Origin of the sequence: Pantanalinema rosaneae CENA516 (assembly GCF_050753385.1) — a bacterium.
In the GTDB taxonomy this organism is placed as follows: domain Bacteria; phylum Cyanobacteriota; class Cyanobacteriia; order Leptolyngbyales; family Leptolyngbyaceae; genus Pantanalinema; species Pantanalinema rosaneae.
This window is the reverse complement of the sequence record NZ_JBLZFZ010000007.1, coordinates 72,889-97,545: the sequence shown is the minus strand read 5'-3', so window position 1 is coordinate 97,545 and position 24,657 is coordinate 72,889. Positions and strand designations below refer to the sequence as shown.

General features: G+C 51.0%; 23 protein-coding genes. 13 read left to right on the top strand and 10 right to left on the bottom strand.

The annotated features are described in order from the left end of the window. Window positions 1–13: 13 nt before the first annotated feature. Window positions 14–610, top strand: coding sequence for a tyrosine-type recombinase/integrase (locus ACN4EK_RS05765; protein WP_431656548.1), 597 nt, complete (start codon window positions 14–16; stop codon window positions 608–610). Between the two features lie 29 nt (window positions 611–639). On the opposite strand, the gene ACN4EK_RS05760 is transcribed toward ACN4EK_RS05765, so the two are convergent. The 6 genes from ACN4EK_RS05760 to ACN4EK_RS05735 all read right to left on the bottom strand — a co-directional run bounded on the left by ACN4EK_RS05760 (window position 640) and on the right by ACN4EK_RS05735 (window position 8,100). Continuing rightward, the gene (locus tag ACN4EK_RS05760) at window positions 640–1,794 is read right to left on the bottom strand and encodes a PDDEXK nuclease domain-containing protein (RefSeq protein ID WP_431656546.1); all 1,155 of its coding nucleotides are present in this window, start codon (window positions 1,792–1,794) and stop codon (window positions 640–642) included. Between the two features lie 24 nt (window positions 1,795–1,818). Beyond that, complete coding sequence (locus tag ACN4EK_RS05755) at window positions 1,819–2,265, bottom strand: hypothetical protein (RefSeq protein ID WP_431656545.1); 447 nt, start codon at window positions 2,263–2,265, stop codon at window positions 1,819–1,821. A gap of 164 nt (window positions 2,266–2,429) precedes the next feature. Then, window positions 2,430–3,224 (bottom strand): ParA family protein, encoded by a 795-nt coding sequence (locus ACN4EK_RS05750; protein ID WP_431656544.1) that lies wholly within the window; start codon window positions 3,222–3,224, stop codon window positions 2,430–2,432. Window positions 3,225–3,488: 264 nt separating this feature from the next. Next, complete coding sequence (locus ACN4EK_RS05745; protein WP_431656542.1) at window positions 3,489–6,686, bottom strand: plasmid replication protein, CyRepA1 family; 3,198 nt, start codon at window positions 6,684–6,686, stop codon at window positions 3,489–3,491. A gap of 623 nt (window positions 6,687–7,309) precedes the next feature. Beyond that, the gene (locus ACN4EK_RS05740) at window positions 7,310–7,900 is read right to left on the bottom strand and encodes a Uma2 family endonuclease (protein WP_431656541.1); all 591 of its coding nucleotides are present in this window, start codon (window positions 7,898–7,900) and stop codon (window positions 7,310–7,312) included. A gap of 11 nt (window positions 7,901–7,911) precedes the next feature. Then, entirely contained in the window at window positions 7,912–8,100 is a 189-nt protein-coding gene (locus ACN4EK_RS05735; protein ID WP_431656540.1) for a ribbon-helix-helix domain-containing protein, read from the bottom strand. 171 nt (window positions 8,101–8,271) lie between these two features. Between ACN4EK_RS05735 and ACN4EK_RS05730 the strand changes: the two genes are divergently transcribed. The 11 genes from ACN4EK_RS05730 (at window position 8,272) to ACN4EK_RS05680 (ending at window position 16,170) form a co-directional block, all read left to right on the top strand. After that, entirely contained in the window at window positions 8,272–8,541 is a 270-nt protein-coding gene (locus ACN4EK_RS05730; protein WP_431656539.1) for a hypothetical protein, read from the top strand. Next, on the top strand, window positions 8,538–8,948 hold the full coding sequence (locus ACN4EK_RS05725; protein ID WP_431656538.1) for a hypothetical protein: 411 nt from the start codon (window positions 8,538–8,540) through the stop codon (window positions 8,946–8,948). The genes ACN4EK_RS05730 and ACN4EK_RS05725 overlap by 4 nt, the downstream gene beginning before the upstream one ends. A 28-nt stretch (window positions 8,949–8,976) precedes the next feature. Beyond that, entirely contained in the window at window positions 8,977–9,777 is an 801-nt protein-coding gene (locus ACN4EK_RS05720; RefSeq protein WP_431656537.1) for a hypothetical protein, read from the top strand. Further along, on the top strand, window positions 9,770–10,276 hold the full coding sequence (locus ACN4EK_RS05715) for a hypothetical protein (RefSeq protein WP_431656536.1): 507 nt from the start codon (window positions 9,770–9,772) through the stop codon (window positions 10,274–10,276). The genes ACN4EK_RS05720 and ACN4EK_RS05715 overlap by 8 nt, the downstream gene beginning before the upstream one ends. Next, window positions 10,266–10,904 (top strand): hypothetical protein, encoded by a 639-nt coding sequence (locus ACN4EK_RS05710; protein ID WP_431656535.1) that lies wholly within the window; start codon window positions 10,266–10,268, stop codon window positions 10,902–10,904. Before ACN4EK_RS05715 ends, ACN4EK_RS05710 begins: the two co-directional genes overlap by 11 nt. A gap of 11 nt (window positions 10,905–10,915) precedes the next feature. After that, complete coding sequence (locus ACN4EK_RS05705) at window positions 10,916–11,275, top strand: hypothetical protein (RefSeq protein ID WP_431656534.1); 360 nt, start codon at window positions 10,916–10,918, stop codon at window positions 11,273–11,275. A gap of 141 nt (window positions 11,276–11,416) precedes the next feature. After that, entirely contained in the window at window positions 11,417–11,686 is a 270-nt protein-coding gene (locus ACN4EK_RS05700) for a hypothetical protein (RefSeq protein ID WP_431656533.1), read from the top strand. Further along, entirely contained in the window at window positions 11,674–13,182 is a 1,509-nt protein-coding gene (locus ACN4EK_RS05695) for a P-loop NTPase family protein (protein ID WP_431656532.1), read from the top strand. The genes ACN4EK_RS05700 and ACN4EK_RS05695 overlap by 13 nt, the downstream gene beginning before the upstream one ends. Before the next feature lie 63 nt (window positions 13,183–13,245). Next, window positions 13,246–14,793, top strand: coding sequence for an IS21 family transposase (istA, locus tag ACN4EK_RS05690; protein ID WP_431656492.1), 1,548 nt, complete (start codon window positions 13,246–13,248; stop codon window positions 14,791–14,793). 24 nt (window positions 14,794–14,817) lie between these two features. Continuing rightward, on the top strand, window positions 14,818–15,582 hold the full coding sequence (gene istB, locus ACN4EK_RS05685; protein ID WP_431656493.1) for an IS21-like element helper ATPase IstB: 765 nt from the start codon (window positions 14,818–14,820) through the stop codon (window positions 15,580–15,582). Between the two features lie 357 nt (window positions 15,583–15,939). Next, the gene (locus tag ACN4EK_RS05680; protein WP_431656531.1) at window positions 15,940–16,170 is read left to right on the top strand and encodes a hypothetical protein; all 231 of its coding nucleotides are present in this window, start codon (window positions 15,940–15,942) and stop codon (window positions 16,168–16,170) included. Between the two features lie 80 nt (window positions 16,171–16,250). Here the strand turns inward: ACN4EK_RS05680 and ACN4EK_RS05675 are convergent, their stop codons facing one another. After that, window positions 16,251–16,832 (bottom strand): tyrosine-type recombinase/integrase, encoded by a 582-nt coding sequence (locus ACN4EK_RS05675; protein ID WP_431656529.1) that lies wholly within the window; start codon window positions 16,830–16,832, stop codon window positions 16,251–16,253. Between the two features lie 191 nt (window positions 16,833–17,023). Here ACN4EK_RS05675 and ACN4EK_RS05670 point away from each other — a divergent pair, with 191 nt between their 5' ends. Beyond that, window positions 17,024–19,981, top strand: a complete 2,958-nt coding sequence (locus ACN4EK_RS05670) for a Tn3 family transposase (protein WP_431656528.1) — start codon at window positions 17,024–17,026, stop codon at window positions 19,979–19,981. Window positions 19,982–20,187: 206 nt separating this feature from the next. On the opposite strand, the gene ACN4EK_RS05665 is transcribed toward ACN4EK_RS05670, so the two are convergent. From ACN4EK_RS05665 to ACN4EK_RS05655, 3 genes are all read right to left on the bottom strand, one after another. Continuing rightward, window positions 20,188–21,282, bottom strand: coding sequence for a hypothetical protein (locus tag ACN4EK_RS05665; protein ID WP_431656527.1), 1,095 nt, complete (start codon window positions 21,280–21,282; stop codon window positions 20,188–20,190). A gap of 331 nt (window positions 21,283–21,613) precedes the next feature. Beyond that, on the bottom strand, window positions 21,614–21,751 hold the full coding sequence (locus tag ACN4EK_RS05660) for a hypothetical protein (RefSeq protein ID WP_431656526.1): 138 nt from the start codon (window positions 21,749–21,751) through the stop codon (window positions 21,614–21,616). Between the two features lie 81 nt (window positions 21,752–21,832). After that, window positions 21,833–24,283 (bottom strand): two-partner secretion domain-containing protein, encoded by a 2,451-nt coding sequence (locus tag ACN4EK_RS05655; protein WP_431656525.1) that lies wholly within the window; start codon window positions 24,281–24,283, stop codon window positions 21,833–21,835. Window positions 24,284–24,657 lie beyond the last annotated feature (374 nt).

Below are 24,657 nucleotides of genomic sequence, written 5' to 3'. Positions count from 1 at the left end.
GGGGAAAGCAAGGATGCCAACCATCGAAAATGGGACAGTTCCTCCCAAGATGTTGCCTCATGCCCAAAAGCGCCCACGTGAGTATCTCACTACCGCAGAAGTTGAGGAGTTGATTTTAGTTGCCAAGAAGCGGGGACGGTATGGGCAGCGGGATGCCACGATGATTCTCTTAGCCTATCGACATGGGTTACGGGTGAGTGAACTCTGTTCACTGCGCTGGGAGCAAGTAGACTTTGAGGTGGGGCTATTGCATGTGCGCCGCGTCAAGCATGGCATCCCCAGTGTGCATCCTCTCCGAGCACCTGAACTGCGAGCACTGCGTCAGTTGCAACGGGAATCATCCCCATCTCCCTACCTGTTTGTGACAGAGCGTGGCAGTCCCATGACTGCTGCCGGATTCCGCAAAATCCTGACCCGTGTGGCTCAACTGTCATCTCTACCCTTTTCAGTTCACCCTCACATGCTCAGGCACGCTTGTGGGTATAAGTTGGTGAATGACGGGCACGATACGCGATCCATTCAGCACTATCTGGGACACAAGAATATTCAGCACACGGTGCGCTATACCGAGCTTGCAGACAGTTGTTTTCAGGAGTTTTGGCAAGACTAACTTCCTTAGCGACCAAAATTTCTCCATTGCTATACAAAGGCGTCATCGAGCAAACTCGCTCCATCAGCGAGCCGATTTTCGAGTACCTTACGAGTGCGCTCCAACTCTGCGGCTAATAGTTTTTCATCGGGTAGGGCTGTTTGGTATTCGGCTGCCAAGATATTGGACAGACCTTCCAGCGCATAGTGAGCCACGGCTTCATTCTTCTTGTTGCAGAGAACTAAACCAACGGGTGGGTTTTCACCAGGGTAGGTCCAATGTTCGCGGGCATAGTTGAGGTACATATGCATTTGCCCTGCGTCAGCATAGGTGAACTCGCCAAGTTTGAGATCGATAATAACCAAACAACGGAGCCGACGGTGAAAGAAGAGCAGATCCACTCTGAACCATTGATCACCGATCCGCAGCCGACGTTGACGACCAACAAAGGTAAAATCCCCGCCTAGCTCTAGGAGAAAGCTTTCAATATGGCGAATGAGGGCTTCTTCCAAATCGTTCTCGGAATATTCGTCTTTGAGATCCAGAAACTCTAGTACAAAAGGGTCCTTCAGCTCTTCTTCTGGTGTTAAAGCATCTTCAGGACGAGGACGGCTACCTTGTTCCAGCATAGCTGCTTTATTACGCGACAATAGAGTGCGTTCATAGTATTGAGTATTAATCTGACGGGTCAGTTGTCGCACAGACCAGCCACCCCGTAACGCCTCTGTTTCGTAGAAGACGCGAGCTTCCAAGGATTTAACGGACAGGAGTTTAACGTAGTGGGACCATGGGAGGGGGAATCTTCCGGACAGTGTCTGGAAAATTTCAGGAGAGAGTGTTTCCGGAGGCGGTCCTTCCTCTAAATGAGGATAGGCGAGATAAAAGGCGCGCATCTGAAAGAGGTTTGTTTTCTGAAACCCACGCCCAAAGCGATCGCCCAGGTCTTTAGCCAACCTTTCGATAATCTGTTTGCCATACTCTGCACGGCTGGCTCCCCGTTGCTCAAGTTCTATAATCCGTCGTCCAATTTCCCAGTAAGTTGCTGTCATGATGGCGTTAACCGATCGTGCAGTAGCATGACGGGCAGCTTCCATGAGTTCAACTACGGCACTGAGTACTGTTGCATAAGTATCAACAGTATCAATGATCTCAAGCTGCTCGGCGATTGGATTATCTGGACTGGGATCTTTAGGCGATTTTGGCACGACTGGTTCCGAAAAATAGTTGGCTTAAGATTGACCTTCAAGCATGGTGATCAGGCGACGTAATTTTCCGGCTTTTTTGCGATTACTATAGCGGTGCTTCGCTTCTGCCAAGATTTCTTCCATTGCTGTTGGGTTAGAAGAGGCATGAACCCAGGCAGCTTCGAGAAAAACTTCGATCGTGATGCGGTTGTCCTTACAGTATCGAGTTAAGGTCTGATCCAGTTCCTTTTCCAGAACGATCGCGGAATGTCGATTGGTCTCCGGGATCTTTGCCAGTTCGGCTTTCAACTCTTCCAAGGTGCCACCAGAGTTAGGTGGTGCTGCTACCTCTATTTGGGGTTGAGCTTCAACTATTTCAGCATCTTGGTCGCTCTCTATCTGCTGCACTTTATTAATGAGGGTATCGGCTCTGGTTGGAACAGCAGGGCGTTGGCGGTTTTGGCGAATTCGGTCTAGGACGCTATCGGACATGGTTGTGATGGTTGAAAAGGTTAGCTAGATCTAAAACCATTATCTACTCAAAAGCAAAAAAGTTAAAAGGCTAATTTTAGCTTTTTGTATTTTGCTTATTTTACACCTCCCTAAATCAACGAGAGAAAAGACTTTAATGTTATGTACATAAAAAGCTAATTTTATTATTTTAGCTTTTTATCTTTCTTGCTTATCAGCTTACTAACTTTGTCAATTAGCACCACAAAGGGATACTCCAGTTCGCTATAACCCATATCACTTAAAGTAGAACGTCGGTTGATGGCTTGTTTGTAACGCTCTGACTCTCGAATAGATGGCAAGATTAATTTCTCTCCTATCTCGTCCCGCATTCCATCAACAGCGGCTCGGCTCTCCTGGGTTTGGGTATTGCCGATCCAACGATCGCGAAAAGGTAATACCCCTAAGACCTGGGCCTCTGTTGCACCAACATCCTGTAAATTTCGCAGCAGATCCAATGTTCTGACTAAAGAGCCGTATCCTTTGACGGATGCTTCAGCGGGAATAATTACGGCATTGGCTGCACCTAATACCGTAAGACAAATCTGTGATCGCTGAGGAGGGGCGTCAATAATACAGACTTTGAATGCATCAGTGACGGGTTTAAGGCGACGCTTGAGTAGGGTGGCACCAACCCCGCTATTCGAGAGGTAATCCTGAACCGTATCAAGCTGATCATCAGCAGGAATCAAAAATAAGTTCTCGTTACCGTCGGTAGGATAGATGCCGTCCTCAGCAGAAACGGACTTTTTGAGAAACTCCAGGAGCGTTGGCTGATTTGGCTGGAGTTCCAGATCCATATATGTAGTTAGATTATGCTGTGGATCAGCATCAATTAATAAGGTGGGGTAGCCCTGACGCGAGAGCAGGCGACCGAGCATGAGGGAGGCAGTAGTTTTGCCTTGTCCACCACTGAGGGAGGCAATCGCAATAGTTAACATAGCCAATTTTCCTTTGAGTCACTTGGACTCTATCAAAAATCCAATTGAATTAAAAAACCTTTTGTTAAAAAGCTAAATTTAGCTTTTTGTATTTTATCTATATTGAAATATACCCGAGCCGGAAGAACCAATTCACCTTTGGTATCCAGATCAAGTGGTTTGAAGCACTGGCTGAGAGTACCGACTAAACTAGCACCCAGCCTCCATTCGCTGGGAAACCCAATTGAATGGAGAGGGAAGATCGCTCAGCGACAGCTAAATCGGTCAAACATCTCCAGCATCACGGATCAATTCAGACAGCACCACTTTATCAGACGGCAAAAGCTCCAGAGTCTGGCATGGGGCTATCTCCACACTATCGATCGCGCATTCTGCCGCTACCAACCGCTGCCACACTGGCTCTGATAGAACTGACCCCAGCGCCGACCGTTGATCTGGGGTCAACCCCTGCCAGAACGCTCGCACCGCCTGCCAATCCTGTTGCTCCACCATCTGCTGCACAATATCCCGCCCATCTGCCAACTCCGTGGGAGACCACACCAGGGATGCGGCGGCCGTAGTCACAGTCCCCTTTTTATTTAAATCACTTACACCAAAGCCCCCCGTGACTACCGCCAACGGTTCCCGCTCCGGCGGTAAAGATTGGCTCTCCCGCTGCGTTTTGCGGTACTCCAACACAGATTGGGCAACCTGCCATACCTCTGGGTCAATATGGTACATCCGTACTTGTTGCCCCCTACCCCCTTGCCGATGCTTACACACCAGTTTTAGTCCCACCTGCTCCAGCAATTGCTGCACGACTCGAATCGGCGTAGCATTGCGCGGAATCGTGATACCCAAAAAATCTTTGATGATCAGCGCATTGCGGTGGGCTTTCTGCGCTAACTCCTGCAACAGTGGATCATCATTCCGCCACTCCCGTTCTGGATCCAGGAACAGGTGTAACCCCAACTCCCGCCGGATCGACCACCCCACCGAATCATTTCTCCAGTCCAGTGGATGTAGTCTCTGGCGTTCTCCCAAGTCTTTCTGTGCCAGCAGTTGCGGCGGGAAGAACACTCGCTTGCCTTGAATCAGTCCTTCCTCGGTAGGGTCGGCTAATAATGCCTCCAGTAAGGTGAACTGGCGCATGGTGCGTCCCCCATTATCCAGGGCAATCAGATCGGCATCCACGACCCGACCCCATGCCGATTCAATTCGATAGCGTTCCAGCTTATAGTAGTCCTGAAGCGTCGGACGTTCCTTTGCCTCTAAGCGTCGGGCTTCAGTGGCAGAAATCTTCTCCGCATTGATGATCCCCTGGCAGCGGGTCTGCTGGTTGATGCCCCTGGCTACTTGCAACTCTTCCTTCGTCTGCCCATCGGTCTCATCTCCCAGTGGGATCACTTGATGTCCCTGAGCGGCAATCAGGTAGCGCACATCTCCCCGCAGATTATTCAACGACTCATTTCGCCGCGCCTGCATCGCTGCCCAGGCATCCCAAGCAAATTCGTCCTCGACCGTCTTTTGCCCCGTTCCCGGAATAATCTTTAACAGAAAGCCCGCCAAATCATTCGCTTGTAGCTTCTGGCGTTTAATCCGCTCCGGGTTAGTCGGACGGTAGCCGCCGATCGGCTGCCCATTCACCCAGACATGCCAATCCACCTTGGGACGATAACGGTTCAGGGCTTGCAGACAATCCGTCCCCGCCAGCGACCCCCCGCCAAATACCCCAAATACCTGATCAAAGTGTGGGACATCAATACTGACCCCCGTGTTGACCGAAGGAGAGTAGATCAGGCAGTCAATCTTGTCCAGTTTGCCGGGTTCATTGATTGATTCGATCAGCGATCGCGCCCACGGTTCATTCGAGGTTTCCGAGTTAATGCAGACAATCTGCTTCTCGACAAACCGAGTTTGTAACGCTTCTGCCAGGTCTTTAGAAAACTCCAAGCCATCACACGCCACAATGATGCGATCGCCCTGAAATAGCGACGCTTTAATCTGCTGCACAATGCCGGATTTATCTTTACCTTCGTACCAAAACACCCGGCGATCGCCATTCTTGTAACGATTCCGGATAATGAACGGTTGCTCCTGCGGGTCGGGGCGCATGGACAGGATGAACTGAAGCGAAACATCCGACAGATGGGCATCGGAGAGCACAATACAACCCGCCGAGTAGATGAAATGCTTCAGCGCTTGCAGGATGGCGTGACGATGCTCCTTGCAGGTAGACGAGGTGAGTAAATGTTGAATGAACTGCTCACACTCATCCAGAAACACGAAATCATAAGTGTTCCCCTCGGTTTTCAGCTTATGTAGCGAATCGGCTGTCAAACTGAGGAATTGTTCCTGCCACATATTCCAGCCATAATCCGAATAAATCGCAGTCCCCAGCCGAGTAGACAGGTTGCGTAACAGGGCAATCCGATGACCCAGATTGAGAATCCGGGCTTGGGGATGAGCCAGCTTAATCTGCTTCAGGAGTTCCGTTTTACCCGTTCCCATGTCGGCGCTCAGGGCAAGAATCCCGTGAGTGGGTAACGGCTGGGTATGTCTGGCAGTATCCAGATCTACTGGCTGCACCAGATAACGCTGATGGATGTCCAGCGCGATCGGATAGGTGAGGCGATAGCCCATTAACCCATGCTGACAACTGCGTTCATACTGGGCCAGCCCGATCGCGTCCAGGTAAAGCTGATCAAACGACTCGGCTCCCCGCGCCACGATGAAATCGTCTACCCCTTTTTCTGGTCCGGGCAGACGGATCACCTTCGTGATGCAACCGGCTGCCTCAACCAAGTTGCCTGTCCGAATCAAGGCATGGCTCACCTGTTGCTGAGTTTTCAGCTTGGGATCGTGGTCAAAACAGAAGTAGATTTGCCGTCCTGGGGTAGCAAAATGTTGCAGGTCAGGAATCAAGTGTTCTGGAGTCTTACCCTGGCGCTTCCGGCGACCATTCCAGACTCCCGGCAGGGCAATCGCCACATAGCCCGCACTTAGCAAAGCCGCTGCTTTCTTAGCTCCCTCACAAATCACGATCGGCAGATTATGCGCCCACACCCATTCCCAAAAATGGGGGGCAGGATTGCGATCGCGCAGCCGTAACATCAGTGGCGTAATCGGGACTCCCTGCCGTTGGGCGATCGCTGCCCATGTCGCCCGATCAACCTCCAGAAAAATTGCCAGAGTTTCGTAACCCGCCGGATGCTCATATTTCCGGCTTTTACCCTTTTGGTGATTGACCAAGGGGGTGTCAGGCTTAAACGGTCCCCAACGGCGCGGCTCTCCCGTCAGGGGATCCAGCGTGTGACAATACCAGCCCGCCTCAAACGGGCAAGGTTTCCAGCGCTCGGTGGCTTTCCAGTTCAGCCATTCTCGGATGAACCAGGAGTCATCAGTGGAATGAAAGTTAAGTTCTGCCAGAGTCGGCGCGATCGCGCTAGCCGAAAATTCTTGGAGATGCTGGGGGTAGAGCATACATGGGTATCCCAAAGTCGTGAAGTGAGTAAGTACGGGTTTCCCATGCGGCAGCGAGGGTATTTGTTCAAAAAAGTTGCACTGTTGAACAAATAGCCCCTAAAATTGGCATAGGAATCCATCCCTGTCGGGGATCGATAATCGAATCCACTAAGGAATCTGGTTCATCCAGATGGCAATCTAATGAATCTGGTTTATGCCAGATGGCACTCTGCCAAGAAAGCCTATTCAATGGGTTAGCTAACTTTCAGAACCGCCAAGCTCCGGGTTAGCGTCCCCAAGCCTTTTCTAAATCAATGAAGCTATGCCCCTACTGTTTGCACCAGTGGGGGTTTTGGCTTCTAGGAAGTCCTAGAACATAACCATCCTCCTTTTCCAATCACAGTGGGACGGCGGTGACACACCATATCACCCGTTTGACCAACGGGGATGCATCGTATTAGATATGGCTGTCTTCCAACTCGCATGATGAAAACCTCTGCATCAAAAGCATAGTAGATCAATGTTGCCTGAAGATCTCACAATATTTTGATCTAATGCCCCAATTCGGGAGATGGATGAGGTTTGCATGATTTTTGCCTTGTATTTCTCAAGAATTTCCCCTATTTAGCGTCAAAAAGCCTTCAGAGGCGTAATGGTAGGGCAATCAGAAACTCATTCACCGCATCGTATTGATCGTGGTAGGTCATGTAGCGAGTGAATAGCGATAACGGAAAGTGGTCTACCAGTTCTGTATTCGGAATCTGTTGGTAACCATTGGTTTGGAGACGGTAGACCGATAAAACGCCATCCTCCCAGAACCAAACCTCGGTGACTCCCATCCGGCGGTAGCCTTCTAAGAGATCGACTCCTCCACTGGTGACGGTGACTTCAAATACTAGATCCGGGTAGGGTTTGCGACTTTCCAGGTTAAAGCACTCGTCGGGTTCGTTTCTGGCTCCCTGTTTTTTAATTCCTAGCGTTGGACCACCGCAACTATAGAAGCGGATACCCTTGGCTCTCAAGTAAGCCTCCAGTAGCACCCGCATGGTTGCTTTAGCTTCTTCATCTGCCTCACTATTTGGCAGAATCTCTAGCGTTCCATCCAAGTAAATCAGCTTTAGCCCTAGGCAATCCTCTAAAGAACGATCGATTTCCTCAAGTTGTTTCCAACTCACCTGATGAATGACCTTTGCCTGTCTGGGGTGCGGCGATCGTAAAACCTGAGATGTCATTACCATCTCCTTTACTTGCTACCTTTCTGCTCAGTTTTAGGCTGCAATTCCCCACGCTCCATAGCTTGTCTAATGCCAACCTCAATCAAGAAAGCAGCGAGGTTAGCCGCAGGTCTTCCCTGTTGCTCTGCCCATCGCTCCAAATCTCCATAAATTGAATCTGGCACCGTTACGGTGAATCGCTTGCTCACGTCGGACATTCCCATATTTCCGTGCCTATATCCTACATGCTTCATTTCATCAGATTGCAAAATCAGCTTAACAGAATCTTATTAGATTCTTATAAGATGCTAGTATCTTAACTGAATCTGATTTGAATGCGATCGCAATCTGTCGAGATTCAGTTGACATCTTCAGTTCTTTTACTTGAAATGCCCACTGCACAAGTCCTAGAGGATTACACCCGTGATGATGTGAGGCGTGAAGTTTTGATCTGGACAGGGCGGGAACTCAGTACTACTCAGTTCTATGCCTGGTTGCCCTACTGCCTGATTCCGTCACCGAAACCCGTTTATACCAAGCGGGATGTCAAAAAATTCTTGTTCATCAGTACCCAGCTTCAGCGGGTCAGAAACCTAGACCTTGCCAAGCACAAGCTCATCCAACGTATCGAACAGCACTCGGAGGAATTTGACCTATGAGTTTAACCGCAGAAGAATTGCAAGCCTTAGACAGCCAACGCACCAAAGCAAAGCGTCCCAACCCCAATCGCGACCAGCAACAACAGCAGTTAGCCCAGGTAGAACAGACAACAACTAATGCCATCTCATCGTTTGCTCAGGCAGGCATTCAAGGCATCAATACCCAGGTTCTTGCCTTTGATAGCAAACTGACCCGCTATGAACGCGATACTGCCCGTGCAATGGCTGACCGATTGCGCCAATCCCCTCTGAGAATTCAGCAATACCTGGTGGAAGAACTGGCAAGCGAAAACACTCCTAGCCCAGACTTTTTGACTGTGATCGATAAAGCTTTGGAAGTTCCCGACCTTACCAGCAATTTTCTCGCGATCTCACCCACCTCGATCGTTGGCGCATTGCCACTGTAAACCGCCTTCCCCATCATCAGGAGATGCCATGTTTGCACCCATCCTCAAGCAGACTATTCCCCACCCCCAGCACACCTGGTTATTGCCAACCGCACTCACCCTAGCGGCATTAGGCATCAGCCAACATCAACTGACCAAATTCAAAAGTCGATTACAGCCAGGAGTTCATTGGATTGAGGAGATTGGCAGCGATCGAGTCCGGCGACATTTTTATACCCATGCCGGAGTGTTGGAGCTATGCAATCTCGTGTGCAGCGATCGGGCTGACCAACTACACCAAGCGATCGTCAGCCAGTCAAGTCATGCGATTATCCCTCGTCCAGCCACCACAGCTATCCATGAATCCCAATGGCAACCGAGGCAACCAGAGCCACCACAGTATCAAGAGCCTGGTCAACTAATCGGCTATCATTCCGCCGCTTTGGATATCCAACCTCCTCCAGTGTCCAGCAAGCTATTGCATGATCCACGCCTGTTTGAACTCCTGCAATTGAAACGAGATGAATTAGAAGTGCAGCGATCGCAGCTAGAGAATGAACGACTCCGGATGATACAGACTGCTTATCAGCAGCAACAATCCGCCATCCCCACCCAGCAGATCCAATATCAACCGCCACCAGAGCTAGACCCTAAAGCTGTTCAGCCCATCAATATCAAGGTCAAGGTAGAGAACAAATCTGAAGGGGGCTACTACTGGAATGCCTTCGGGTTCGTCGAGCTAGTGTTTATGGTTTGCATGGTTTCTCTATTCGCGATCGGAGCCTTTGCCGCCGTTGCTAGCCTGCGACCGCATCACAGCAGCCTACCGGAGATGAACCGCTATGTCTAAGGTCATGTTGGCTATAGTCACCATCAATCTGGGTTTGATGGGGGCAGCTCGCCTACCATTTCCTCACCACCTGCCAGTGGCAGCTACTCAGCCAGCGATCGTTGTTCACCCAACCCCAAGCCCAACAGCATCCCCAGAATTTCCCAGTGTTCCCAGTCCTGAGCCAGTGGCAACTGAACGGGAAGTTTTAGCCGCCACTGTTACCCGTTGCCAGAACTTTGCAGGAGCAAACTTCCGCACCGTTCCCAGTCTGGATAATGCCGCGATCGCCAATGTGATTCCCTGCAATACAGCAGTAGTCCTGACTGGGAATAGCATCCGTGGCGATGGCGAGGTCTGGCTGGAAGCGGAATGGAACGGCGATCGGGGGTGGGTCGCTCAAGTCATGCTCAGTCCGCCACAACGGGTCCGAGTCAGAGAAGCAATTTCACCAGCTCCAGTTGCACCCCTACCCCAACGAACTCGGTCGAATCTGGTGCAGGTGCGTTATGGACTTTGAGCCACCACCGATTCCCAGACGACAACGACCGCGACGCCCCAGTTATGCACCCGTTACAGCCAGAGAATTGTTGCTAGATGGGAGCTTTAAGGATCGTCCCGGTCTACTGATCGCTGAAGCAGAACCTGGTGCGATTGTCCGTTCTCCCAGTGGCGCGATCGTCCCTCAACCGCCTGGCGCGATCGTGCTTCAACCCAGAGGGCTGGCGGTGCATCAACGCTATCCCGTCTATGTCACACCGGGGTTTATCAGTTCTGAGCCAGGGACAAAAACTCAACCTGCCTCCAAAGCTCAGTTCAAGCTTCAGCTCAGAAAGTTTCCCACGCTCAAGTTACCCAACCTGCGTAAATTACGGTTGCCTCACTGGAAACGACCCGCTCCAACCACAACCACGACGACCAGCCCGAGCCAGCCCAAAAGCCAGTCAGTCAAACCATCAGAGAAATTGGCAGGTTTCAAACTCCCCAAACCAGCTTTGTCCGGTGCAGGATTCGGGTCGATCGGGTTGGGTCGGTCGGGGAAGTCAATCGGGAAAGGTGGTGCGGACAATTTCGGGAATGACTCGATCGCTCAACTGCTCGTCAAACTGTTCCTCGTTCTGCTGATTTTGATTCCACTCATCCTCTAGGAGTTACCCAAGTGTTCGGACAACTATTCAGAGCTATTAATGGGCAATCTGGTGGCAGGCTATCTCTGGTTCAAGGGAAGCATTCCCTCACCCCCGATCGCGTGTTCAAATCTGACCCGACCGCCATCACGCCGGAAAATCCTGGCACGTTTGACAGCTTCCGCTCCATACCAGTGCTGACCGCCCCTCGCTACTTTTCGGAGGAGGAAGCCGTCGCCCTGGAAGAATTAGCTACAAAGACCTCTGACCAGTACCGTTACGCCAGCCGAGCCTATACTGCCATGGAAAAAATTGAACGTACCGATGGCAAGCTGCATCGTCGGCATCGGGAGTATGAACAGGTGGTCGCGGATGTTGAATATGGCAAATAGGAAGCCAATGCTGACCTGGCAGACCACTTGCATGGGTTGCGAGGTAAATACGCCCGCTTAGGCACCAACCTAATGAAGACCGAAAGTAAGACAGACAAAGAGATTGAGAAATTACAGAGCAAGATTCAGGGAGTGTGGTAAATGGCGCGATCGCTGCGACTGTTGTTACTAGGTGAGTTGGGACTACTGATAGTGGGCTTACTCCATTGGCTCTTCGTCCATCTGCCAGTATCCCGCCAGTTCATTGTCATTCTGCTGGTGGTCGCGATCGTGCTCTATGCCCTGTCCTGGCTCATTTGTGCACCAATTGCCGCCTACCTCAAGCTCAACCTGCAAGTCTACTGGGCGGTGTTAGTCGGAGCTGCGATCGTCATCATTTTGGGTCTTGGGGTAAGTCTATGGATTGGCTAAAAGCGCTCTGGCAAAGCGTAGCTAAGGACGATCTACCGACTGCTGCCGAGGTGGGATTTGCCTGTGCTTTGACATTAGCCCTCTGGCTAGCGCCTAGCTACATCGCCAATATGAAACCGTGGGAACGGCTGCTGACCTACCTAATGGGCATCGGCGTCAGTGCCACTTATGTTAAGCGCTGCCAGGAATTACAGGAGCAAGAGAGCTACGATCGCGCCTCCCGACTGATGCAGCAAGAACTGGCCCAGCACCAAATTGCCACTGAAGCCGCCTACTATAAGCAACAGCTCAGCTCCCAATTCTTCCCGTCACCCACCTACCCACCAGCGACTGAAATGCCCATGGGGACAACTCCACAGCAGCAACATGCCCCCTTACCTCCCCATCGAAATCTAGCGACTGAAATGGTGCAGCTCGACGGTCATGTGGCTATGGTCAGCAAAACGCGCTCCGGCAAAACTACCTTGCTAGTGCAAGCGATCGAGGAATCTTTAGCCGCAGGGCATCAAGTGCTCGTGCTAGACGGCAAAGGTGATAAGCGCCTGAAAGCCTTGGCTGGGATCCGCTATGTGCATGTGAACATCCCAGAACGGGTGCCGAATGCATTTCAAGCACTGGATGAAATTCTGGACGAACTTACTGATCGCCAAGAGGTTCCAGGCGAACAACAACAACCGATCAGCGTGTTTATCGACGAGTACAATTTGATTCTGGATGCCTGCCGAGATACGGGAACCGGTAAGAAGGGAGAGGAAGTGGCCAAAGCCTTTGCCCGTCGCTCGAAGCGCATCTTGTTGCAAGGGGCGGCGGAGAAGATTTACTTGCGGGCGACGTCTCACACCAGCCGCGTAGAAGATTGGCTCTGGAATACAGGCGTGTTGGATTCCCTCAGTTTCCTAGCCTTAGGTCGGAATGGCGCCTTTGAAAGCCTGGAAGATTTGCTGAAATATCAAATTACGGGCAAACGCGCCAAAGAGTTCAGAGTCCAGCTAGATGCTCTGTATGAACTGACGATCGTGGAGCCAATTGTTCTCACCACCCTGGCTCCAGCTGGATTCTATCGGCTGCCGTTCTATGGTCATGTGCCCGAATCAAGTTCGAATCCATCCCGAATCAACTCCGAATCGAGTTCAGACGCCCGAACCATCCTAGAACGCTGTTGGCAACAGGATTTGAGCGATGCAAATTCGCTCGATTCGCCCGAATTCAATTCAGCTAATGTCGCTCCATCGGGGGAAAATCAGCCTGATGCTAAAAACGATTCACCCGAATTGGAGTTTCCCGAAATTGATGAACTGGAGGATATGACGCTGCGATCACTGATTCTGGAGTATCGTAGGCAGGGCGTCACAGGGCAAAATGCTTTTATCAAAGCCTTTTGGGATATCTCGGCCGGTGCAAAATCGCACAAAGTTCGGCAGGTGATTCTCACTGAACTTCGGCGGGTGATTCTCACAAACCTCGGCACCCCATTCCCAACGAACTTCGGCAGGTAATTCTCACAAACTTCGGCACCCCCTTTACACTCGCTGTCAACGACAAGCGGAGGTAGCGGGGATATGAAACGGAAGCAACAAGGAGGATTACTGCCTGTGGCAAAATTTCGAGAGATCTTGCGACTTCACGATCTGGGCTATAGCCAGTGCCAGATCGCCCAAAGCTGTGCGGTGGCACGCTCAACCGTGCAAGATTACATTCGTCGCGCCACTGCCAAGAACCTGAGTTATACCGAGTTGACCCAGTTGAGTGACAGTGAGGCGCAAGCGGCGCTGGGCAAAGGAAGACAGAACCCCGAACAGCGGGCGGAACCGATTGACTTTAGTGCGGTAGATGCCCAATTACAGCATAAAGGCGTGACGCTAGCTCTGCTGTGGCAGGAGGGACTGGACAAAGGACAATGGAACTGTAGCTACGCCACTTTTTGCCGCTGGTACAACCAGTGGCGGGTGCGGCACCAGTTGTCGATGCGGCAGGTGTACAAGGGAGGTGACAAGCTATTTGTGGACTACTGCGGGCTGACGGTGCCCATGCAGGACAAGGAAACCGGACAAGTGATGGCAGCCCAAATCTTTGTCGCCTGTTTGGGAGCGAGCAACTACACCTACGCCGAAGCTACACCTACGCAGGAATTACCGCACTGGATTGGGTCGCACCAGCGGGCACTAGCGTTTTTCGGTGGTGTGCCGCAGTGCATTGTGCCGGATAACCTCAAGTCCGGGGTCACCGACCCTTGTCGGTATGAACCGGGCATTAATCCGAGTTACCAGGAGTTCGCCGAGCACTATGGGGTCGCCATTATTCCGGCTCGACCGTACAAACCGCGTGACAAAGCCAAGGTCGAAAAGGCAGTGCAGGAGGTAGAACGACAAGTGCTGGCACCGTTGCGGCACGAGCAATTCAGCACACTGAGCGACCTTAATGCTGCTATTGCCCAGAGGCTGAAGGCGTTAAATGAGCGGACGATGCCCGGTTATGGGGTGTCGCGACGGGTATTGTTTGAGCAAGTAGACCAACCTGCCCTCTCTCCTTTACCGGTTCAACCCTTCACGTTTGCCCACTGGAAGACAGCGAAGGTCAACCTGGACTATCACATTGAGGTCGAAAAGCACTATTACTCCGTCCCCTATTGGTTTGTGCAGCACGAAGTGCGAGTCAAGGTGTCTGAGCAAATGGTCGAAATCTTTCACGATGGCAAGCGGATTGCTGCCCACGAACGCTGCCGCCTGCCCCATCGCCACACGACGCTACCCGACCATATGCCGCCTGAACATTGGGCCTACAAACGCCAGTCGAAAGAACGCTTTTTAGCCTGGGCGCAACAGGTCGGACGCCACACGACAAGCCAGGTGGAGGCAATGTTTGAACGCAAAGACCATGAAGAGCAGGCGTTTCGTACCGTGCGAGGTTTGCAGTCTCTAGCAACGCAGTATGGCACGGCGCGGCTGGAAGCGGCTTGTCATCGGGCGAATGTGTTTGGCATTGTCAGTTTGCGTCGCATCCGCTCCATGCTGCAAACCCAGTTGGACAAAGAACCCTTGGCGGATGACAATCCAGTCGTTCCGGTTGTTGAACATGCAAACGTCCGGGGTGCTCAGTACTATTCCTAACTATTTCTCATTGGATCAATTCTCATGATGAATCCGTCTACGATTGAACAACTCAAAGCCTTGCGCCTGGTCGGGATGCTCGAAGCCTGGAGTGAGCAACAGACCAGCAGCACTTATCACGATCTCAGTTTCGATGAACGACTAGCACTGTTGGTGGAACGTGAGCACTGGCGACGTGCCCAGCAACGGTTGCAACGCCGCATCAAGCAAGCTCAACTGACGACCACTGCCAGTTTGAATGACATTGACTTTAACGTCGCTCGTGGCTTGAGCAAGGTGAAGTTTCTGGAGTTGGCACAGGGACAATGGTTACACCAACACCTTCAATTGATCCTTGTCGGACCCACAGGTGTGGGCAAAACCTTCCTGGCTTCGGTGTTGGCAGACGCCTTCTGTCAGCAGGGACACAGTGTGCGCTACTTCAGAACCGCAGACCTCTTGTTGGAATTAAAACTTGCCAAAGCAGATGGATCATTGCCTAAGTGGAAACGACAATTAGCCACCTTCAACCTGCTCATCCTCGATGACTGGTTGCGCGATCCTCTCTCCCAGGAACAGGCACGCGATCTACTCGATCTGTTGGACGAACGCTATCGCAAAGCGGCTTGTTTGTTTGCGACCCAACTCCCCGTTTCTCAGTGGCATCAACAAATCCAAGACCCCACCCTGGCTGATGCTATGCTCGACCGCATTGTTCACGATGCGCTGAGACTGTCTCTCAAAGGAGAGTCGATGCGAAAGTTAACCAGTTCGGTTCAACCCGATACGGCTGAATATGCCATCGCCTAATTCAGCCAGAGAGGGATCATGTTATCGTTTGGAGCAAAGGTGATCTCACATGCGATCTGATCTACAACAAATTGACCGGCCGAAGCAGACGAAATTAACCCTGCCGAAGTTGGGTGAGAATCCAGTGCCGAAGTCACTGAGTTGACCCTGCCGAAGTGATGAGAATATGCAGCCGGTGAGAGTCGCCGTTATCTCCGAGCTAGAGAACGCTATCAATGGGTTTGTCAACGGTTTGGACTCTGAACCGTCTATCTGGTTCTAAAACACTCGCGAAATTTATTCCTACAACAGGGGTTCATTTGGCACCACTTGGAGTATCGTAGAGCCTAATTTCGTTGCCTTGGCAGGAGCACCACCATGTCACCCCAACCGGATATTGCCGACGGATTCCAAGCCGAGCAGACCTGGCGACAGTTGCAATTTGAGCGGCACCAACGCTTTCTGGCTCAACTGAAAGCAGAATTTCATGCCCTGCGACCACCGGGATCGCTCCCTTACCGCCCAACTACCAATGTTCCAGCCCCAGCCGTTCGTGCCGCCACCGGCAACCATAGCCTTCGTTCTCGCCGCTCCCCGCTGAAGGGGTAAAGGTAGCGAAGCTGCAACGAAGTGCCACGCAACGGCTAGAACTTAATAACAGTAAGGATTCCAGAAAAATTTTCTACTTTTTAATCCAACCAGAAGTCCTTGAAGCGACCTGGTGCTAATTCGGTATAGCGCACGGTGTGCTGGATGTTTTTGTGCCCCAGATAAGCTTGAATCGCTCTGGTATCGTGTCCTTTGGACGCGAGGTAGAAACCACAAGCATGACGCAACATATGCGGATGAACTGGAAAGGGAATCCCTGCTCGTTGCCCAGCCCGTTCAATAATGCCTCTGGCAGTGTCTGCTGCCATGGCGGCTCCTCGTTCCGAAACGAATAAATAAGGGGAATCTGGATAGTCTCGTTGCAATTGCCGCAGAGATCGCAACTCAGGTCCTCGGAGGGGATGAACAGAACTAACTCCTTGCTTCAAACGGTTGATGTAGATCGTGCCACCGTTGAAGTCTACTTGTTCCCAGCGCAGCGCCACCAATTCAGAAACCCGCAAGCCATGACGATAAGCAATCAAGATCAAGGTTGCATCTCGATGACCATGTCGTCCCACCGTTCTGGCAGCTTTGAGCATTGCCTCAACTTCCCGAGGCAGCAAATGTTCACGGGTTCGCAATTGGCAATTAGGCGTTTTAGGGGGTGGAGCAGTTGGCATGATCAAAACTTGCCCGAAAATGATGGACGGACACCTGTAAACGAAACGGCTGAACTCCCACTTCCTCCTGAATCAGTTTCGCAAACTTGCCCATAAACAAGCGAAAGTTGGTAAGTTTATTTACTTTTCCAAGATTGAGCGAATCTGCCGATACACTATCGCCTGAATCAATCGTGTGAGGGGTATCGACGATGAAGCGGCAGTGGACACCGGAAGAGTTGGTTGAACAATTCACGCTACTGCCGGATGAAATGGCATTGCTGGAGCCGAAAGTGGGGGCAAACCAATTGGGGTTTGCCGTGTGGCTTAAATTCTTTCAACATGAAGCTCGTTTTCCTCACAGTCGTCAAGAGATTCCGAAAGCAGCCGTTTCCTACCTGGCAGCCCAACTCGACCTCTCGCCTAGACTGCTACAAGACTACAACCATCAAGGACGCAGCGGCGCTCGTCATCGCATTGAAATTCGAGAATTCTTCGGATTTCAAGAGTCCACCTTGAAAGATGCCGAAGCCATGAAAGATTGGTTGTCTCAACAGGTTCTGGTCTATGACCGACAAGAATCACACCTTGAGGCTACTGTGTACCAACGTTTTCGAGAACTGAAACTGGAGCCTCCTAGTCCCAAACAGGTGAAGCGGTTGATTGGTTCTGCGATTCGTACAACCGAAGCCAGCTTTTGTGATCGTCTGCTGCAACAACTGTCGGCTGACACCCGAAGCAAGATGGATGACTTGTTAAAGACAGAGGTGAGTGAGCCTGAGGAGGAGGCGATCCAGTTCAAACAGTCCATGTTCAGTTTTCTCAAGAGCGATCCAGGACGGGTCGGGCTGGAAAGTCTGTTCAAGGAAACTGACAAGCTGAACCACATTCGCCAATTGGGTATGCCTGCGAATTTGTTTGACGCGACTCCACCCAAAGTGCTTGGGCATTACCGTCGTCGCGCTGCTGCCGAAACTCCCCGCGATCTCAGACGGCATCCAAAGGCGATTCGCTATGCCCTGATTGCCGCTTTCTGCTGGCAACGCAGTCAGGAGATTAGTGACAACCTGGTGGAATTGTTAGTGCAGATTGTGCATCGCATTGGCATTAATGCAGAACGGCGGGTAGACAAACAGTTGCTCGAAGACTTCAAGCGGATCGATAACAAACCCCATTTGCTCTATCAGATCGCCACTGCCACACTGGAGCATCCAGAGGAAATCGTCAAAGAGGTTGTTTATCCGATTGCCACTCCGACAACCCTCAAAGCAGTTGTTCAGGAATATCATGCCAGTACAACCTATGACCAGAAGGTGTACACGGTGATGCGATCTTCCTATCTACATCATTACCGACGCATGGTACCCAAAATTTTAGAAACATTGGAGTTTCGTTCTAACAATGAAGTACACCGTCCCGTTGTTCAAGCGCTAGAACTGCTCAAGAAATATCAAGATAGCAATCAGCGTTACTATGCCAGTGAAGAACAACTTTACGTCAAAGGAGTACTCAAAAGTGGTTGGCGCAATCTGATGGTGGAAACCGATAGTGAAGGCAAAGAGCGCATCAATCGCGTCAATTACGAAATCTGCGTATTGCAAGCATTACGTGACAAACTGCGCTCAAAGGAGATTTGGGTGGTTGGGGCGAAGCGCTATGGTAATCCAGAATCTGATTTGCCCCAGGACTTTGACCAAAATCGAGAGGTGTACTATCAGGCACTCAAGCACCCCCTGGATGCGGAAGCCTTCATCACTCAACTGCAAGCGGAAATGACACAAGCGTTGACATTGCTGGATCAAGGACTACCCAAAAATTCAGCGGTGCGGATCATCAAACGTCAGGGAAACAATTGGATTTCAGTAACTCCCCTAGAGAAACAGGCAGAACCCTATAATATCCGCTACTTGAAAGGAGAAATCAACGGGCGTTGGACCATGACCAGTTTGCTCGATGTGCTCAAGGAAGCAGATCTGCGAGTCCACTTCACACAGCAATTCAAAACGACTGCCTCGCGAGAAATGCTCGACCCTCAAACAAGTCAACGACGGTTGCTGCTGTGCCTTTATGCCCTGGGCACCAATACCGGACTCAAACGGATTTGTGGCGGCAGGAAGCACGACCGCTACGATGATCTGCGTTACATCAAAAAGCATTTCATCAATAAAGAGGATCTGCGTCGTGCAATTGCTCAGGTTGTCAATGCGATCTTTGCCAGCCGCAGAGAAGCGATCTGGGGAGAGGGGACAACCACCTGTGCCTCAGATGCTAAAAAGTTTGGCTCCTGGGACCAGAATCTCATGACGGAGTGGCATATTCGCTACGGCGGGCGTGGGGTTATGATCTACTGGCATGTCGAGAAGAAGTCTGCCTGCATTTATTCGCAACTCAAGACCTGTTCGTCCTCAGAAGCGGCTGCCATGATTGAAGGGCTACTGCGACATTGCACGGACATGCCTGTGCAGAAGAACTTTGTGGACACCCACGGACAGAGTGAAGTTGCGTTTGCCTTTTGTCGTCTGCTGGGGTTCGAACTAATGCCCCGGATTCGTCGCATTGGAGCACAACGACTATCCCTACCACAATCTGGGCAGCGGCAGAACTATCCCAATTTGCAAGCCGTGTTGGCAAACAAGGCAATTGATTGGGACCGCATTCGACAGCAGTATGACCAGATGGTCAAGTATGCCACTGCCCTCCGGTTGGGAACCGCAGAAGCAGAAGCGATCCTGCGTCGATTTAACCGAGCAACTTCTCCCCTCCATCCGACCCATCTGGCCCTAATAGAACTGGGGAAAGCGATTCGGACGATTTTCTTGTGCCGCTATCTACACTCTGAAGAACTCCGCCACGAGGTGCATGAAGGGTTAAACGTGGTGGAGCAGTGGAATGGGGCAAACGGGTTCATCTTCTACGGCAAGAACAGCGAGATTGCCACCAATCGGCTGGATGAGCAGGAGCTATCAGTCCTGGCGTTGCATTTGTTGCAGATTTGTTTGGTCTACATCAACACCTTGATGATTCAGCAGGTACTAGCAGAACCAGGGTGGATGAAGCGGATGTCTCCAGAAGATTTGCGGGCATTGACTCCTTTGATCTGGGAGCACATCAATCCGTATGGCACCTTTGAGTTGGACATGAATCAGCGGCTAAAATTGGATGCGGCTTAGAAGTGAAAATTTTTCTAAAATGGTCTTCCAGCAAGGCTTCTAGCCGTCGCGTGGCACTTCGTTGCAGCTTCGCTACCTTTACCCCTATTATCCATCGATCGCAGTAGTCAGTTGCAGACTACAGGCAAACTTGCGAATGCCATTGGATTAGATACGTTGCGTTTGCTCAAAATACCAACCACGTCAAGCGCGATCGCTGACAATGCTTACGTGAACCGCTTTACAGCCGATCGCTTGTGTTTTTTGAGATATCTTCGATCTCGTCGCTTGATTTGCTTAATTGACTTGACTCGTCCATCAACGAGGATAATTTTTTTCTCTGAGGTATTAGTGGCAATTCCTTTGCTATAACGGTGGGGAGACATGCGAGAAGCCGCCCGTGACATCGGTGATAGTTCATAGCGGGTTCTACTCCGTCCATTCCGAGTCATGGTACGCCCTCGCTCTACATTCAAATGTCCGCGATCGCGCACCGGATTATTCACTGTGGAATGCGGACCTAAGCTAGCCACGTTACCAGGCAGGCTGTTTAACTCCGTAATAAACTTTTTACCCGCAGCTTCTAATGCCGTTTGGGTGCTGCTATCTGCCTGCTTGTCGTAAGCGGCTTTTGCCTGCACTAACTCATCTCTAGCCTGTTTAACTTGAGTGTCTACTTTTTGCCATTTTTGCACCTCTGGATCATCCAGCTTCTGCTGTTTGGCAAGGCGGTTTACCTTTTTGGTACTGGCATTCAGGAGCCGATTAGTCCATCGCTGGAAGTCAGCCGCATCCTCTTTGCCATTCAGAAACAGTTCGGTATTTTTGCGAATATCGGCAAAGGGGAACCGATGGGGAGAGGCCAGATCTTCCGTTTGGAGATTCTTGGTTCTGACATCGCGACCCGTTTCGTGATAGTACAGTTCGGCTGAAAGAGATTTAACATGCGATCGAAAGCCAGGTCTACCCGTCGCCTTAAAGATGCCACCTTGGCGGATTAACTTTAGTCCAGCCTCCCGTTTCTTTTTGGTTTTGCTTTTATTAGCATTATTTGTCTTTGCCCGTTGAATCATCATGATGCCTCCCGAATTCGGTGTGACCGCTTGGATGCGTTGAGGGGAGATCATCGGTTGACTCATGGCCAACTTAGCCTGGAGCAGCGGCGGGAAGGCGAAGGGAACCCTTGTCCCTTCTAAAGGTTGGGCATCTTTCTGACTAGAGGCATGCACCGAAATGCGACTCAAGTGATGACCAAACTGTTGCGCCCGTCTCAAGGCTGCTTGGTGAGATGGAATCGTTCTCGATCGATCTGAGTTAGCCACTGGAATAGCTTTAGCCTGGATGAACTGAGGACTAGCTGAGAAAACGCTAGAAGTAGGGACTGAAGTGATAGATGAGTCCTCAAGTCGTTTTTTGTTGGCGTATCGATACCGTTTTGCCATAGCTCAAGAGCGTCCTCGCAAGAAAGGGAAAACATCAGAAATCCTGTATTCAGATCCACCGTTGCCAGGAATTCGCGCTGTACTCTACCTGATATTCAGCCAACTAAAAATTCAGGGTCAGTGAGGGTACATCAATCAATTCAAGTGAGCGATCGCGGCACATGCAACAGGAAACACCGAGCTTGAATGAAGACTAACAGATCCACCAGTCTTATTCTTTCAGAAAATTGCGATCGCTAGAATCATCTCCAGCGATCGCGGCTGATCCACTCAGGTTGCAATTAATCAGGCACAAATGGCAATCAGGTTGTAGCTTGCCAACGGGCGATCGCTGACGGGCTGAAACCATTGGTGTAGCTGCGGAATACCTTGCAGAGAAGAGGCGATGCCCCAATCTGTCCTTAAGACACGCTTGCGTCAATCACGCCAGTTAGGGAGCAGATTCGATCTCCCTGACAGTGACACCGCTACAGGTAGCAAACGTTGAATTCATGACAGACACGTGATCAGCGATTAATTCAACCGTACCATCGGCATGGCGTTGCCAGGTGTTTGCTTGGATCAGCGTCGGAACGGCAGCAGGTTCTTGGGCAACGGGTTTACCAACTTGGCGGTAGGTCGATAACTCACGCACATCATTCCAAGTGCGATCGGCTTGCACTTGCTGCATGGGGTTTTGTGGTACGCCACCGCGTCCTGTCGCAATAAAGCTACTGTCCTGCGACCCAGTACAACCTGTGGCAATTTGTTGCGAGGAGTCTACCACATTGGTGGGTAATTCCACCAGACCAGAATTTGGATCTACACCGATGTTATTAACCTGAACGGTGCCACTGACACCGAACTGGGAACTCGCCGTGATGTCACTCTCTGGTGTCAATTGATCGCGGTACTTGAGTCCGATAATCCCTTGTGTCGTGATATTAATATTGCCACCTCGACCTTGAGATGCATTAGCAATGATGTCGCTATTTTCCAGCCCTGCAACGACGGGGGATGCAATAGTTATATTGCCTCCATTGCCTTTACCTCCTGCTGTAGCACTAATAAAGCTGCCATGACGCATTATCACCCCCTTTTGTAACTGCAAGTTGAGATTCCCCCCTCCCCCGAAAGCGGTGGAAGCTGAAAGACTTGCCCCATTGTCGAGTTTCAAGAAATCGGCATTCACCGTTAAGGTACCGGCTTGACCTAAGCCACGATTTTCGACGAAAACCGATGCGCCATTGTTAATAGTAAGGGTACGGGTATTGATGGTAGTGTTACCTGCACTAGCATTGGAAACTAGCCCTACAGGACGAACAGCTGTACCGATATAGCTAGGATTTTGGGCATCTTTGACACCGTTCACTTCAATTGATTCCGATGCATTAATAATGAGATTCCCGGCACTCCCAGAAATAATGCTGGAAGCCGATACCCTTGCCCCCCCTTGCACTGACAGAGTACGCGTATTCACGGTTAAATTGCCTGAATTCCCAACCCCAAACGTAGCCGCCGATAGCAAACTAAAATAAAAACCAGTTGGCGCTCCAGCATTCAACACCTGAATCGTATCTGCATTTACGGTGATGTTGCCACCAGCACCCGAACCAAAGGGTCTGGCAGCCACATTGCCACCTGCCGCAATGACCAAATCGCGGGTAGAGATTGCTAGATTTCCTCCCTTGCCCTGACTATGGGAACTGACCACAACCTGACTGACCGCTCGAAACGCATTGGGGTCTCCCGCCGTAAACCCATTAACCGTCATATCAGTAGCATTGATGCCAATGTTGCCACCAGGTGCTGCACTAAAGGTGCGATCGAGCACAAAGCCCCCCTGATCAATCAACAGGCTGGGAGTGTTAATCAGGATATTTCCAGCTGCACCGACAGCCGTAGTTTCATTCACTAACGCGCTAGAGGTTAGAAAATTTGGCGATTTCCCAATAATTTGCAAGGACTTTGCGGCATTGACGACAATATCGCCTGCGGTCTGGGTGCCCTGATTTTGCACCAGCACCAGAGAACCGCCCTGGACATTGACCTGATTTCCCTGCACCTGGATCGAACCGGGACGGGTTCCACGCACCGAGGCTAAAGCCCGTTGGGTCAGCTGAATATTGCCAAAGCTAGAGGCATTCGGATAACTCAGCGTCAAACCTGGGGAATTGGCATTCAGAGCTACGCTACCGCCGATGACACTGCCTAATTCAATGCGCCCTCCGGGTGCGGAAAGCAACCCGCCCGTTACAGCCAAGTCACCACCGATCAGTGCCAGGGTTTTGCCTGCGTTCACCTGTAAGCCTTGAGTACCGAGGTTTAAGCTTACTCTTGTTGAGGCATCGAATGTGGCAGCATTCCCTGCTCCCTGGACGGTGATCGGTCTGGCATTGGCTCCCAGTTGCAAGCCTACAGGCACACTGATGGTCAATAAAGGGGGGGCGGTTGTATCGGTTGCACTAAACGTTGTCCCATCGGCAAAACTAACGCTGGTTGCAGTGGTAGCCGTAAAGGAACCACCAAGATTCAACCTGGCGTTGGGACCAAAAAGAATGCCTGAGGGGTTGAGCAAAAATAGGTTGGCGCTGCCGTTAGCGCGGATTAAGCCATCAATGTTAGAAATATTGCCGCCTGTTACCCGCGCAAAAATATTCTGAATGGTGGTGGCGTTATTAAAGAAGGCAGAACCACCCGTAGGCACAGAGAACTGACTGAAGCTATGAAACAGGTTACTGCCCTGGGTCGTGCCATCGGTGATCGTGAAATTGTTGCCGCTCTGGGTGACGGTGGTGTTGAGAGTGCGATCGGGAACTACCTGCGCGTGGATGGGTAAGGTCATTCCCACTGTGGCTAGCAGGAAGGAACAGCACCCAAACCAGTAGTGCATCACCTTCATTCTCTTTCTCCTTGCTGAATAATTTGCTTCAAGACACCAGAAATCGTTCGCAAGATGCTAGCGCTCAGGGTTCCTTGCCCTAGGGTTCCCCAATTTTCGCTCACAGTAGCTAATTAACCAAACCCAACTGGCAGACCTGCCAAATGAGATCACGTTAGGGGTTGAATCTACCAATCACAGGGAACTGGATGACAGGGAAGCCGTAGTGCAGGACTGCTAAACCAAAATCAACGAAACTACAGCCGTTGTCGGATGAATAAACCACAGTGAAGATGGGGAGTGGGGAGTGGGGAGTAGGGAGTGGTGTGGTTTAACCAAGTGAAAATTGCTGTAAGTCGATCGCGGCATGAGTAGCGGGGTATTAGCGGCTATCA